The sequence below is a fragment of the Allobosea sp. NPDC055353 genome, assembly GCF_053644975.1.
The window spans coordinates 1,106,899-1,119,321 of the sequence record NZ_JBSHMC010000002.1 but is presented as its reverse complement, the minus strand read 5'-3'; the positions used below and the strand labels follow the sequence as shown (position 1 = coordinate 1,119,321).

Here is a 12,423-nt window from a genome sequence, read left to right as displayed (position 1 = left end):
CCCGCCGCCGCATGAGCGCTACCCGATCACGCCCCGCTGCGGAACGGTGCGCTCATTTAGTATGCTTTATTCTGGTGATTTTCCCAGTCTCCGTCGCGAAATGCGTGCCGAGCGAGGCCAGCGTGGTGTTGAGGCTGTCGATGACGAGGCCCGCCATGCGGGCCGAGGCGAGGTCGCCGTCGCGGTCGATGATGGCGAGCAGGACATGCTCATGGTCGGGCAATGATTCGATATAGGCCGCTTCGTCGCCGGTCTTGAGCAGCAACGACCATTGCAGGGTGGCGATGACCGCGCTCGACAGGCATTGCAACGCGGCGTTCTGGGCGGCGGAGAAGATCGCCTCGTGGAAGGCGAGATCGGCCCGGATCGTCGCCTCGGCATAGGGCGCGCCGTCGGCCATGCCGCGATAGGCGGCTTCGATCCGGGCGATGTCGGCGGAGGTCCGGCGCTGCGCGGCGAGACGGGCAGCGCTCGGCTCGACGAAGCGGCGCAACTCGAAGAGATCGCGGATGAATTTCTCGTTGGGGTCGGCCTCGAATTGCCAGGACAGGACGTCCGGATCGAGCAGGTTCCAGCGCTCGCGCGGTGCCGCGCGGGTGCCGCTCTTCGGGCGGGCCTCGACCAGCCCCTTGGCGGTGAGGATCTTGACGGCTTCGCGATAGGCGGTGCGCGAGACGGATATCTCGGAGCGCAGGTCGTCTTCGTTCGGCAGGACCTCGCCCGCCCGGACGCGACCGGTGATGATCGCGACGGCAAGCTTCTGGGCGACCTGGCCGAAAAGCCGGTCCGGATTGAGCGTCGTCGGCCGCGAGAAGTCGCGTACCCGCATCGCTGGTGCCCCTCCCTCGGGCGCCTTCGGCCAGCCAAAATTTGCGGCATCCCGAAGGTTGTGGCGGCGCTTGACAGGGCCGCTTCTATCGTATGACTTTATCGCAGATTGGAACGGACACAATCGCCGGGATCAGGCGGTATCCGGTTTCATCATTCGGTCACAAGAAACCGATTGTGGTCGCGGGCCGCTGCAAGGCGAGCGCGTGATCAGGGAACGGAAAACAGGGAAGGACGGCATGGCTTCAGTCCAGATTGCCGATGTGCGCAAGGCCTACGGGTCGACGCAGGTCATCCACGGCGTCGACATCGACATCGACGACGGCGAGTTCGTCATCCTGGTCGGTCCGTCCGGCTGCGGGAAGTCGACGCTGCTGCGGATGATCGCCGGGCTCGAGAACATCTCGGGCGGCGAGATCAAGATCGGCCCGCGCGTGGTGAACGACGTTCCGCCCAAGGAGCGCGACATCGCCATGGTGTTCCAGAACTATGCGCTCTATCCGCATATGACGGTCGCCGACAACATGGCCTTCTCGATGAAGCTCCGGAAGGCGCCGAAGGCCGAGATCGACGACCGCGTCGGCAAGGCTGCGGGCATCCTCGGCCTCGACAAGCTGCTCGACCGCTACCCGCGCCAGCTCTCGGGCGGCCAGCGTCAGCGCGTCGCGATGGGCCGGGCGATCGTGCGCGATCCGCAGGTCTTCCTGTTCGACGAGCCGCTCTCCAATCTCGACGCCAAGCTGCGCGTGCAGATGCGCACCGAGATCAAGGAGCTGCACCAGCGCCTGAAGACCACGACGGTCTATGTCACGCACGACCAGATCGAGGCCATGACCATGGCCGACAAGATCGTCGTGATGCATGACGGCATCGTCGAGCAGATGGGCGCACCGCTCGATCTCTACGACAACCCGGCCAATCTCTTCGTCGCCGCCTTCATCGGCTCGCCCTCGATGAACCTGCTCAAGGGCAAGATCGTCGGGAACGGCTTCGAGACCGAGGGCGGCACGATCTGGCCGATCGGCAAGCATCCGGTGGGCTCCGACGGCCTTGCCGCCGTGCTGGGCATCCGCCCCGAGCATTTCCGCCTCGATCCCAATGGCCTGAAGGCCGAGGTCGCGGTCGTCGAGCCGATGGGCTCGGAGACGCAGGTGGTCGTCCGCTGCGGCGGGCAGGATCTGACCTGCATCTTCCGCGAGCGCATCTCGGCGAAGCCCGGCGAGACGATCGGCATCACGCCCGATACCAGCGTGACGCACCTGTTCGACGCCGCGACCGGCAAGCGCATCTAAGGGCACGCGCTGATCGGATTGCGATGCGATCCGATCGAGCTATGCGTTCTTGATGCAGAGTATCCGAGGCGGCTTTCCGATCGAGTCGGTTCAACCTGATCGGACCCCGGCTCCAAGAAATTCGCCGCCCCGAATGCAGGGCGGCGGATAATCGCTGTCAATGCCCATAAATCATGCAGGACGGCGGTCCCATGCAGGCCGCTGCCGCCAACGGAGGAGACGGTTTCCATGAGCATTTCAAGAAGAGACGTTCTGATCGGCGGCGCCGGCCTCGCGGCGGGCGCGACCCTGCCGCTGTCTTCGGCCATCGCGCAGGCCGATGTCGAGAAGGGTGCGAGCTTGCGCGTGCTGCGCCCGACCAAGTTCGTCGATCTCGACCAGCAGATCTTCGACGAGAACACCGCCGCCTTCACCAAGGCGACCGGCGTGCAGGTCAAGGTCGACTATGCCGGTTGGGAAGACCTGCGGCCGCAGACGGCGGTGACCGCCAATACCGGCGCCGGCCCCGATATCGTCGTCGGCTGGGCCGATGATCCGCATATCTTCTCGGACAAGCTGATCGACCTCACCGCGCTGGCCGATGACCTCGGCAAGAAGAACGGTGGCTGGTACCCGATCGCCGAGAAATACGGCAAGAAGGACAAGACCAACCAGTGGGTCTCGATCCCGATGGGCGCTTCCGGCGCGCCGGCGGTCTATCGCGAATCCCATGTCAAGGAAGCGGGTTTCGACGCTTTCCCGAAGGATCTCGACGGCTTCCTCAAGCTCTGCCGCAAGCTCAAGGAGCAGAACCATCCCGCCGGCTTCGCGCTGGGCAACGCCGTCGGCGACGGCAACGCCTTCTGCAACTGGCTCGTCTGGACCCATGGCGGCCATATGGTCGACGAGAACAACAAGGTCACGATCAACTCCAAGGAGACGATCGAGGCGCTGAAATACGCCAAGGCGCTCTACGAGACCTTCATCCCCGGCACGCTGTCCTGGCTCGACATCAGCAATAACAAGGCGCTGTCGGCCGGTGAAGTCTCGGTCACGCAGAACGGCGTCTCGCTCTATTTCTCGATCAAGAATTCGAAGGACGAGAAGACCGCGGCGATCGGCAAGGACCTGAACCATGCGATGATGCCGGTCGGGCCGCTCGGGCGCCCCTCGGAGCCGGCGCTGATCATCAACGCCATGGCGTTCAAGCACACCAAGTTCCCGAAAGCCGCGCTGGCCTATCTGCGCTTCATGATGGAGCGCGAGAACTACGACAAGTGGCTGACCGGCAGCTCCGGCTACTGGGCGCAGCCGCTCAAGGGCTATGCCGACAGCAAGGTCTGGTCGAGCGATCCCAAGATCCTGATCTACCGCGACACCTGGGAACGCGCGCTCTGGAGCGGCTACAAGGGCTCGATCAACGAGGCCGCGGGCACCGTGAACGCCGAGTATGTGGTCGTGCAGATGGTCGCGTCCGTCTGCGCCGGCCAGGCGACGCCGGAAGAAGCGGCCAAGGAAGCCGAGCGCCGCGCCAAGCGCTACTACCGGACCTGATGCGCGTCCCGCGCTGATCCGGAGACACGCGGCCGCCGGCTTGCCCGGCGGCCGACGCGAGATCGCATCGGATATCCCTGAAAGGCGGCTTCAAGCCTTTCGTCCCGGTGCCCCAGCCGACCCGAACGCGAGGGCGCCATGGCCGTAGCTGCCGCCGAATCGCGAACCGTCCACAGCCTGCAGCACAGCTGGCTGGTGCGTCTGTTCGACAACAAGCCATTCCTGATCTTCCTCTGTCTGCTGCCGGCGGCCGCCTTCCTGCTGGTCTTCCTCAGCTATCCGCTGGGCTTAGGCATCTGGCTCGCCTTCACCGATACGCGTATCGGCAGGCCCGGCATCTTCATCGGCTTCGAGAATTTCGTGTCGCTCTGGCAGGACCGGGTGTTCATTACCTCGGTCTGGAACACGCTGCTCTATACCGGCGTGGCGACCTTCGGAAAGTTCGCGCTCGGCCTCTGGCTGGCGCTGCTGCTCAACAACCACCTGCCGTTCAAGTCGCTGCTCCGGGCGATCATCCTGATTCCCTGGATCGTGCCGACAGTGCTCTCGGCGATCGCCTTCTGGTGGATCTACGATCCGCAGTTCTCGATCATCTCCTATGTGCTCGTCGACGTGCTCGGCTGGCGCGACACCTATATCGACTTCCTCGGCCAGCCCTGGCCGGCGCGATTCTCACTGATCGCCGCCAATATCTGGCGCGGCATTCCCTTCGTCGCGATCAGCCTGCTGGCCGGCCTGCAGACGATCTCGCCGGCGCTCTACGAGGCGGCGATGCTGGACGGTGCCAATTCCTGGCAGCGCTTCCGCCATGTCACGCTGCCGATGCTGATGCCGATCCTGGCGATCGTGCTGACCTTCTCGGTGCTGTTCACCTTCACCGATTTCCAGCTCGTCTACGCGATCACCCGCGGCGGACCGGTCAATGCCACGCATCTGATGGCGACGCTTGCCTTCCAGCGCGGCATCCCGGGCGGGCAGCTCGGCGAGGGCGCGGCGATCGCGGTGGCGATGATCCCGTTCCTCGTGATGGCGACGCTTTTCAGCTATTACGGCCTGTCCCGCCGCAAGTGGCAGCAGGGGGAAGACAATGACTGACCAGACCCTCGCCACGCGCCCGCAGCTCACCGACAAGGAGCGCGAAGGCGTCATCGACTGGTCGTCCGGCCCGCGGCGCTTCATCACGCTCTACCTGCCGCTGTCGGTCTTCCTGCTCGTGCTGCTGTTCCCGTTCTACTGGATGGCGATCACGGCGATCAAACCGAACGGTGAATTGCTCGACTACAAGAACAACAACCCGTTCTGGGTGAAGTCGCCGACGCTGGAGAACATCAACAAGCTGCTCTTCCAGACCGATTATCCGCAATGGCTGTGGACCACGATGATGGTCGCGGCCGTGGCGACGGCGCTCTCGCTGTTCTCCAGCGTGCTCGCCGCCTATGCGATCCAACGCCTGCGGTTCAAGGGCTCGCAATATGTGGGTCTCGCGATCTATCTCGCCTATCTCGTGCCGCCCTCGATCCTGTTCATCCCGCTGGCGACGCTGATCTTCCAGTTCGGCCTGTTCGACTCGCCCTTAGCGCTGATCCTGACCTATCCGACCTTCCTGATCCCGTTCTGCACCTGGCTCCTGATCGGCTATTTCAAGTCGATCCCCTACGAGCTCGAGGAATGCGCGATGATCGACGGGGCGACGCGCCTGCAGACGCTGTGGCGGATCACCTTGCCGCTCGCCATGCCCGGATTGATCTCGGCCGGCATCTTCGCCTTCACCCTGTCCTGGAACGAGTTCATCTATGCGCTCGCCTTCATCCAGTCGGCGGAGAAGAAGACGGTTCCGGTCGCGGTGCTGACCCAGCTCGTCGAAGGCGACGTCTATCACTGGGGCTCGCTGATGGCCGGCGCGTTGCTAGGCTCGATCCCGGTCGCGATCCTCTATTCCTTCTTCGTCGACTACTACGTCGCGTCCATGACGGGTGCGGTGAAGGAGTAGCCGGCTTCGACGCCGGCTGTCTTGCGGGCATGGCGCAAGCTGTGCCCGCTTTCGTTCAAAGAGTGTCTGCCCCGATGTCCCATCAATCGATCTCCAGCATCGCCTTCGTCGGGCTCGGCGCCATGGGCGCGCCGATGGCCGAGAACCTCGTCAGGAAGCAGTTCCGTGTCACCGGCTTCGACATGCGGGAGGCGGCGCGTGACGCATTGGTCGCGGCCGGCGGGCATGCCGCGGCGAGCGCGAAGGAAGCGGCCGAGGGCGCCGGGGCGCTGCTGCTGATGGTGGTCAACGCGGCGCAGGCGCGCGCCGTGCTGTTCGAGGCCGGGGCGCTCGCCGCGCTGGCACCGGACGCGACCGTCATCCTGATGGCGACCTGCCCGCCGGGCGAGACCGAGGCGATCGCGGCCGAGGTCACGAAGACCGGGCGGCATTTCATCGATGCGCCGGTTTCGGGCGGGGTGAACGGTGCGCACAATGCGACGCTGACCATCATGGTCGGCGCCCCCCAAGACAGCTTCGCGCGGGCGAAGCCCGTGCTCGACGCGCTCGGCGACAAGGTCTTCCATGTCGGCGAGAAGGCCGGGCAGGGCGCGACGGTGAAGACCGTCAACCAGCTCCTCGCCGGGGTGCATATCGCGGTCGCGGCCGAGGCCCTGTCGCTGGCCGAGAAGGCCGGCATCGACGGGCGCCTGCTGTTCGAGATCATGGGCGGCTCTGCCGCCTCGTCCTGGATGCTCAGGGATCGCGGGCCGCGCATGCACGAGCCCGATCCGGTGGTGGCGAGCGCTGTCGATATCTTCGTCAAGGACCTGGGCATCGTACTCGATGCCGGGCGAGTGGCGAAGACGGCCCTGCCGCTGGCCGCTGCGGCACACCAGATGTTCCTGTCGGCGTCGGGCCTCGGGCACGGCGGGCGCGACGATTCGCAGGTGGTGCGGGCCTATCGCGCGCTCAACGCCAAGCCTGCGAACGATGCCTGACGCTGCCTCAGCGCGGCGGCGGGCAGGTCGTTCCGCGGATGTGGAGGGCCGGCGTCAGCAGCAGGCGCTGGGTCGGAGCGCTGGGATCGGCGATGCGGTTCAGCAGGAACTCGGCCGATTTGGCGCCCATCTCGTTCTGGAAATTGTAGACGGTGGTGAGCGCGGGAAACCATTGCGCGGCTTCCTTCACGTCGTCGCAGCCGACGATCGAGAAATCGGCACCGGCTTCCAGCCCGCGATGGCGCAGGCCGAGCATCGCGCCGAAGGCGGCGAGGTCGTTCATGCAGACGGCGGCGGTCGGCGGGTTCTCCGCATCGAGGACCTGCTGGATGCCCTTGAGGCCGTTCTCACGGGTGCCGTAGTCGAAATGGACCAGCGCCGGGTCGAAGGGCAGGCCGTGGCGTGCCAGCGCCTCGCGATAGCCGGCATAGCGGTTGCGTCCGGTCGAGATGTTCTCGTTCGCGCAGAGGAAGGCGATGCGACGGTGGCCGAGCTCGATCAGGTGCTCCACGGCCAGGTTCGTGCCATGGCGGTCGTCGGAGCCGACGAAATCGAGGTCGAGCTCCGGGATTTCGCGCGAGAGCTGCACGATCGGGACGCCGGCATCGATCAGGGGGCTGAGGCTTTCCGCCGTGCTGCCGCCGGCCGAGCACAGGACCATGCCGTCGGGCCGGTATTCGGCGAGCGTGCTCAGCACGCGCTGCTGCCGGTCCAGGTTCTCGGCATAGGTCCCGAGCAGGATCGAGCGGTCGTTGCGGGCCGCGGTTTCCTCGATCGCGGCAAGCAATTCGGCGAAATAGGGGTTGGTGATGTCGTGGAAGCCGACGCCGATGATGTTGGTGCGATCGGTGCGGAGCGAGGCGGCGCTGCGATTGTAGCTGTAGCCCATCTCGCGGGCGATCTCGCGCACGCGGTTGCGCGTCGCTTCCGCTACGAGCTGCGAGCCGCGCAAGGCCAGGGACACCGTCGCGGTCGAGACCGAGAGTCGCTCGGCGATGACCTGCAGGGTCACGCGGCCGCGGCCGGTGGGCGTCGGGCTCTTGGGCTGGCGAAGCCCGGGCGGGTCGCTGGCAGTCATGACTCGTCCACACTGAGCGCAGGCCTCGCGGCCAGCTTCCGGTCCGGCCATGTCGCCGACGTCCGGGTCCATCTCAACCATATCAGCGGGAGAATTTGAAGATGAGCGCAGGCAAAGAGTCCATCGGCTTCATCGGCGTCGGCTTCATGGGGCAGGGTATGGCCCGCAATCTTGTGGACAAGGGCTTCCCGCTGACCGTGATGGGGCATCGCAACCGCAAGCCGGTCGAGGAGCTGGTCGCGGCGGGTGCCGTCGAGGCGAAGACGGCGAAGGAGCTCGCGGCACGCTCCGAGATCATCTTCCTGTGCGTGACCGGCTCGGCCCAGGTCGAGGCGGTGGTGAAGGGCGAGACCGGCATCGTCGCCGGTGCGAAGCCGGGCACGGTGATCGTCGATTGCTCGACCTCGGACCCGACGGTGACGGTGAAGCTCGCGGCTGAGCTCGCGGCAAAGGGGCTGCATCTCGCCGATGCGCCGCTCGGCGGCACGCCGGCGCAGGCCGCGCTCGGCCAGCTCTCCGCGATGGTCGGCGCCTCGCCCGAGGTCTTCGCCCGGATCAAGCCGGCCTGCGAGGCCTGGGCGCAGAAGATCGTGCATCTCGGCCCGGTCGGCGACGGTCACAAGATGAAGCTGATCAACAACTTCCTGTCGCTGGGCTACGCCGCGATCTATGCCGAGGCCCTGACGCTCGGCCAGAAGATCGGGATCACGCCGCAGACCTTCGACAGCGTCATCCGCGGCAGCCGCATGGATTGCGGCTTCTACCAGACTTTCATGCAATACGTGCTGGAGCGCGACCGCGACGCTCATAAGTTCACGCTGAGCAACGCGCTGAAGGACGTGCGCTATCTGGAGAGCGTCGCCAACGAGGCCGGCGTCGCCAACCCGATCGGCAATGCCGTGAAGAACAGCTTTGCCACCGCCGTCGCCAGCGGCAAGGGCGAGGATTACGTGCCGATGCTGTCGGACTGGATCGCCGGACTGAACGGCAGCTCGCTCGCCGGCAAGGGCTGAAGCCGCCGGTTCAGGGCTGCGCCAGCAGCCGCGAGAGGCCGTCCGAGAGCCCGGTGCTGGCGACAGGAGCGGGCAGGGCGAGGTCGCCTTCCCGCGGCTTCGGCTGTGGCTGGTCGAGTTCGGCCAGCAGCATCCGGATACCGGCCTCGGCCGAGCAGATCACGGGGACGTCGACAAGCGGCTGGACGCGCGGCGCAAGGCCCGCAAGCCCTGCGCCGCCGAGGATGACGGCGCCGGCGCCATCACGCCGGGCGACCCGGCGGCAGGCTTCGGCGAGCATCGCGATCGAGCCCTCCGGGTCCCGCGCGATATCGGCGCCGGTGGGAGCCACAGTCTCGACGGCGGCGAGGCGGTTGCCCAGCCCGATCGAGCTGACGAATTCGTGCAGGATCGGCCCCCAGCGCTCGCCGCCGGTGACGATGGCGAAGCGCTCGGCCTGTTCCGCGGCATAGCGGCTGCTGGCCTCTGCCATGCCGATCACCGGGATGCGGGCCATTTCCTTGAGGGCGAGCAGGCCGGGATCGCCGAAGCAGGCGAGATAGACGCCGTCACAGTCCCCGCCATGCTCGGCGAAGGCTTCGAGCGCAGCATGGGCGGCGATGACGCCGGCGCTGCGGCTGGCGATGTAATGCGCGCCGAAGCGGCCGGTGACCGGCACGAGCTCGGCCTGCGCCGGCAGATAGGACTGGACCACGCGCGCGACCAGCGCCGTCATCTCCGGCATGGTGTTGGGATTGAGCAGGAGAATGCGCAAGCGAGGCCTCACGATCCGTGAACCAGCCGGGCCCCGCCGCCGATCTCGCGATCGGGTGATGGCGGTACAGCGGTTGCCAGGAGTGAACGATGTCTCATCGGTCTGAAATCAACAGCAGATTTGCCGTTCGGCTCGCAAGCGGATGAATGGAGAAACAGTGCTTCCATTCCGGCAGGGTCGGGCGTCGTTGGCACTGCCCGGCGTTCTCGCATTCCGCTGCGTCCACAGCAAGGGCACGATGATGTCGCGGGCCAGATCGCAGCGTCGCGTGTTGCCCGGTTATCCTGCGGTCAGCGGGGTCGGCTTGGCGCCTGCCGCGTGATCGCGCAGGGCGTCCTGCTGAAACGGATTGGCGGCTTCGTCGTGACCAGTCGCCCTTCCGTGGGATGCTCGACAGCCTCGAAGAAGCCCGTGGCCTTCAGATGCGGATCGTCCAGGAGGTCGTCGAGCGTGTTGATCGCCGAGCAGGGCACGTCGATCCGGTCGAGGATCGACAGCCATTCGACGCAGGAGCGGTCCAGCAGGCATTCCGCCAGGCGCTCGTAGAGCGTATCGATCATCGCCGCGCGTGCGGCGCCGTCATTGAGCGCCGGTTCCGCCGCCCAGTCCTCGCGCCCTGCCGCCTGGAACAGCGCACGCCAATGCGCTGCCGTATAAGGCATCACCGCGATAAAGCCGTCGGCGGTCCGGTAGGGCCGGCGATGCCGCGACAGAACCCTGGAATAGCCGCTCTCGCCAAGCGCGGGCTCGAAGCTGCGGCCGCCGAGATGCTCGACCGCGAGGAAGGAGACCATCGCCTCGAACATCGGGACCTCGATCGCCTGGCCTTCGCCTGAGACTGCGCGGTGATAGAGGGCGGCGTTGATCGCGCCGACGGCGAAGAGGGCGGTCGTCTTGTCGGCGACGATGGTAGGGGCGTAGGCCGGCGCATCGCCCGAGCGCTCAGCCAGCGCGGCCCACCCCGAGGCGGCCTGGATGACGTCGTCATAGGCCGGGCGATCGCGATAGGGCCCGTCCTGTCCGAAGCCGACGATGGCGCAGTAGATCAGGCGTGGATGGCGGGCGAGCAGCGTCTCCGGATCGAGACCGTTACGGCGGGCCGCGCTCATCCGCATGTTATGGATGAAAATGTCGGCATCCGCGATCAGCTCCCGCAGGCGGGCAAGATCGTCCGCCGACTTCATGTCCAGCGCGATGCTGCGCTTGTTGCGGTTGCAGTTGAGGAAGGCCGCACCCATCCCCGGCGAGCGGGCGGGGCCGGGCGCCCGCATGATGTCGCCACCCGGCGGCTCGACCTTCAGGACATCGGCTCCCATGTCGCCCAGCGTCTGCGTCGCATAGGGGCCGGCGATGACCGTGGTCAGGTCGACGATCTTGATCCCGTTCAGTGGGCCCGGCATGGCGGTTGCGAATCTCCGTTAGGGCCTGAGTGAACCCGCCATCGATCAGCGGCGCAACGCCGATCTGGCTGGATAACCCCACGATGCGCGACCGGCGACAGATGTCCGCCGGAGGCGCAATTAGCTGCCCTTGCGCTGTCGACAGTTTGGATGTTGCGTGCATATCATGTCGCGGTTTCGAGCCGGGTGCGCACCGGCAGGCCTATTCGGAGGCGGGAATGACGATGCTGCATTTCAAGAACTTCGCTTTGCTCGAACCCGGTTTCGGTGAATTGCGCCGGGGCTACGAACTCGTCGTCGAGGGCGACACGATCCGCGAACTCTCCGACAAGCCGCTGAAGCCCGCCAAGGCCGATGTGATCGATTGCGGTGGTCGCACGCTGATGCCCGGGCTGATCGACAGCCATGTCCATGTCTTCCTGTCGGAGGTCTATATCCGGACGATGGAGAGCATGCCGCTGACGCTGATGACGGCGCGTGCGGTGCGACTGATGAAGGGCATGCTCGATCGCGGTTTCACCAGCGTGCGCGATACCGGCGGCGCCGACTGGGGCATCAAGGAAGCGGTCGAGAAGGGCGATGTCGCAGGGCCGCGCCTGTTCATTGCCGGCGCCGCCATCGGCCCGACCGGTGGCCATAGCGACCCGCGCCGGCGCACCGATTTCGGCGCGCGCTGCCATTGCTGCAACGCGATGGCCTATACGATGAACGTCTCCGACGGCGTCTCCTCGGTGCGCAAATCGGTGCGCGAGCAGATGCGGCTCGGTGCCGACCATATCAAGATCATGATGTCCGGCGGCGTCGCTTCCCCCTACGACCCGCTGGATTCGATGCAGTTCAGCGTCGACGAGGTGAAGGCCGCCGTCGAGGAGGCGAAGGCCTTCGGCCGCTATGTCTGCGCCCATGCCTATACGCCGGAGGCGATCACCCGGGCCGCGCAATGCGGCGTGCGCGCGATCGAGCACGGCAACCTGATCGACGACGCCTCCGCCAAATTGATGGCCGAGAACAACATGTTCCTCACCGCCAATCTCGTCGCCTATTACGCGATGAAGGAGCGGGCGGCCGAGTTCGGCATGACCGGCGACATGCTGGCCAAGAACGATCTCGTCATCGATGGCGGCCTGCGCTCGCTGGAGATCTGCAAGCGCGCCGGCGTGCCGGTCGCCTTCGGTTCGGATCTGCTCGGGCAGTTGCAGGTCGAGCAGTCGCGCGAATTCCTGCTGCGCCGCGAGGTGCTCTCGCCGCTGGAGATCATCCGCTCGGCGACGACGGTCGGGGCCCAGATCCTGCGCATGGAAGGCAAGCTCGGCACGGTTCAGACCGGCGCCTTCGCCGACCTGATCCTGGTCGACGGCGATCCGCTGAAGGACCTGGCGCTCTTCCAGGAGCAGGGCAAGCACCTGGCGGCGATCATGAAGGGCGGCGCCTTCTACAAGAACACGCTGCACTGAAGCGCTGTCCACTCGCCGGTCAGCGCATGACGGAAATGCAGGCTTCACTGTTTGTAAGTGGCGTCGCAAACTGCCGCTCAAAAGAGGGAACGGTCTTGGCC

General features: G+C 66.1%; 11 protein-coding genes. 7 read left to right on the top strand and 4 right to left on the bottom strand.

The window, feature by feature from the left end; translation table 11 throughout:
• Positions 1 to 52: 52 nt before the first annotated feature.
• Entirely contained in the window at positions 53 to 829 is a 777-nt protein-coding gene (locus ACWIEX_RS18700) for a FadR/GntR family transcriptional regulator (protein WP_454034471.1), read from the bottom strand.
• 238 nt (positions 830 to 1,067) lie between these two features.
• Between ACWIEX_RS18700 and ACWIEX_RS18695 the strand changes: the two genes are divergently transcribed.
• From ACWIEX_RS18695 to ACWIEX_RS18675, 5 genes are all read left to right on the top strand, one after another.
• On the top strand, positions 1,068 to 2,120 hold the full coding sequence (locus tag ACWIEX_RS18695) for an ABC transporter ATP-binding protein (RefSeq protein ID WP_454034470.1): 1,053 nt from the start codon (positions 1,068 to 1,070) through the stop codon (positions 2,118 to 2,120).
• A gap of 228 nt (positions 2,121 to 2,348) precedes the next feature.
• On the top strand, positions 2,349 to 3,653 hold the full coding sequence (locus tag ACWIEX_RS18690; protein ID WP_091857127.1) for an ABC transporter substrate-binding protein: 1,305 nt from the start codon (positions 2,349 to 2,351) through the stop codon (positions 3,651 to 3,653).
• A gap of 138 nt (positions 3,654 to 3,791) precedes the next feature.
• Entirely contained in the window at positions 3,792 to 4,748 is a 957-nt protein-coding gene (locus ACWIEX_RS18685; protein ID WP_454034469.1) for a carbohydrate ABC transporter permease, read from the top strand.
• Entirely contained in the window at positions 4,741 to 5,643 is a 903-nt protein-coding gene (locus ACWIEX_RS18680; protein ID WP_061970623.1) for a carbohydrate ABC transporter permease, read from the top strand. Before ACWIEX_RS18685 ends, ACWIEX_RS18680 begins: the two co-directional genes overlap by 8 nt.
• Before the next feature lie 74 nt (positions 5,644 to 5,717).
• Complete coding sequence (locus ACWIEX_RS18675; protein WP_454034468.1) at positions 5,718 to 6,623, top strand: NAD(P)-dependent oxidoreductase; 906 nt, start codon at positions 5,718 to 5,720, stop codon at positions 6,621 to 6,623.
• A gap of 7 nt (positions 6,624 to 6,630) precedes the next feature.
• Here ACWIEX_RS18675 and ACWIEX_RS18670 read toward each other — a convergent pair whose 3' ends face one another.
• The gene (locus ACWIEX_RS18670) at positions 6,631 to 7,701 is read right to left on the bottom strand and encodes a LacI family DNA-binding transcriptional regulator (protein ID WP_454034467.1); all 1,071 of its coding nucleotides are present in this window, start codon (positions 7,699 to 7,701) and stop codon (positions 6,631 to 6,633) included.
• A gap of 101 nt (positions 7,702 to 7,802) precedes the next feature.
• Here ACWIEX_RS18670 and ACWIEX_RS18665 point away from each other — a divergent pair, with 101 nt between their 5' ends.
• The gene (locus tag ACWIEX_RS18665; RefSeq protein ID WP_454034466.1) at positions 7,803 to 8,714 is read left to right on the top strand and encodes an NAD(P)-dependent oxidoreductase; all 912 of its coding nucleotides are present in this window, start codon (positions 7,803 to 7,805) and stop codon (positions 8,712 to 8,714) included.
• 10 nt (positions 8,715 to 8,724) lie between these two features.
• Here the strand turns inward: ACWIEX_RS18665 and ACWIEX_RS18660 are convergent, their stop codons facing one another.
• Both ACWIEX_RS18660 and ACWIEX_RS18655 read right to left on the bottom strand, forming a co-directional pair.
• Positions 8,725 to 9,468 carry an aspartate/glutamate racemase family protein gene (locus ACWIEX_RS18660; RefSeq protein ID WP_454034465.1) on the bottom strand — a complete coding sequence of 248 codons (744 nt, stop codon included), beginning with the start codon at positions 9,466 to 9,468 and terminating at the stop codon, positions 8,725 to 8,727.
• A gap of 290 nt (positions 9,469 to 9,758) precedes the next feature.
• The gene (locus ACWIEX_RS18655) at positions 9,759 to 10,868 is read right to left on the bottom strand and encodes a CaiB/BaiF CoA transferase family protein (RefSeq protein ID WP_454034464.1); all 1,110 of its coding nucleotides are present in this window, start codon (positions 10,866 to 10,868) and stop codon (positions 9,759 to 9,761) included.
• A 218-nt stretch (positions 10,869 to 11,086) separates the two neighbouring features.
• Here ACWIEX_RS18655 and ACWIEX_RS18650 point away from each other — a divergent pair, with 218 nt between their 5' ends.
• A complete protein-coding gene (locus ACWIEX_RS18650) occupies positions 11,087 to 12,322 on the top strand; it encodes a metal-dependent hydrolase family protein (RefSeq protein ID WP_454034463.1) in 1,236 nt (411 codons plus the stop codon).
• Positions 12,323 to 12,423: the final 101 nt, after the last annotated feature.

Coding starts and splice junctions, on each gene's coding strand:
- ACWIEX_RS18680 (WP_061970623.1), top strand. CDS start 4,741: ATGACTGACCAGACCCTCGCCACGCGCCCGCAGCTCACCGACAAGGAG.
- ACWIEX_RS18655 (WP_454034464.1), bottom strand. CDS start 10,868: ATGCCGGGCCCACTGAACGGGATCAAGATCGTCGACCTGACCACGGTC.
- ACWIEX_RS18670 (WP_454034467.1), bottom strand. CDS start 7,701: ATGACTGCCAGCGACCCGCCCGGGCTTCGCCAGCCCAAGAGCCCGACG.
- ACWIEX_RS18690 (WP_091857127.1), top strand. CDS start 2,349: ATGAGCATTTCAAGAAGAGACGTTCTGATCGGCGGCGCCGGCCTCGCG.
- ACWIEX_RS18685 (WP_454034469.1), top strand. CDS start 3,792: ATGGCCGTAGCTGCCGCCGAATCGCGAACCGTCCACAGCCTGCAGCAC.
- ACWIEX_RS18695 (WP_454034470.1), top strand. CDS start 1,068: ATGGCTTCAGTCCAGATTGCCGATGTGCGCAAGGCCTACGGGTCGACG.
- ACWIEX_RS18700 (WP_454034471.1), bottom strand. CDS start 829: ATGCGGGTACGCGACTTCTCGCGGCCGACGACGCTCAATCCGGACCGG.
- ACWIEX_RS18665 (WP_454034466.1), top strand. CDS start 7,803: ATGAGCGCAGGCAAAGAGTCCATCGGCTTCATCGGCGTCGGCTTCATG.
- ACWIEX_RS18650 (WP_454034463.1), top strand. CDS start 11,087: ATGACGATGCTGCATTTCAAGAACTTCGCTTTGCTCGAACCCGGTTTC.
- ACWIEX_RS18675 (WP_454034468.1), top strand. CDS start 5,718: ATGTCCCATCAATCGATCTCCAGCATCGCCTTCGTCGGGCTCGGCGCC.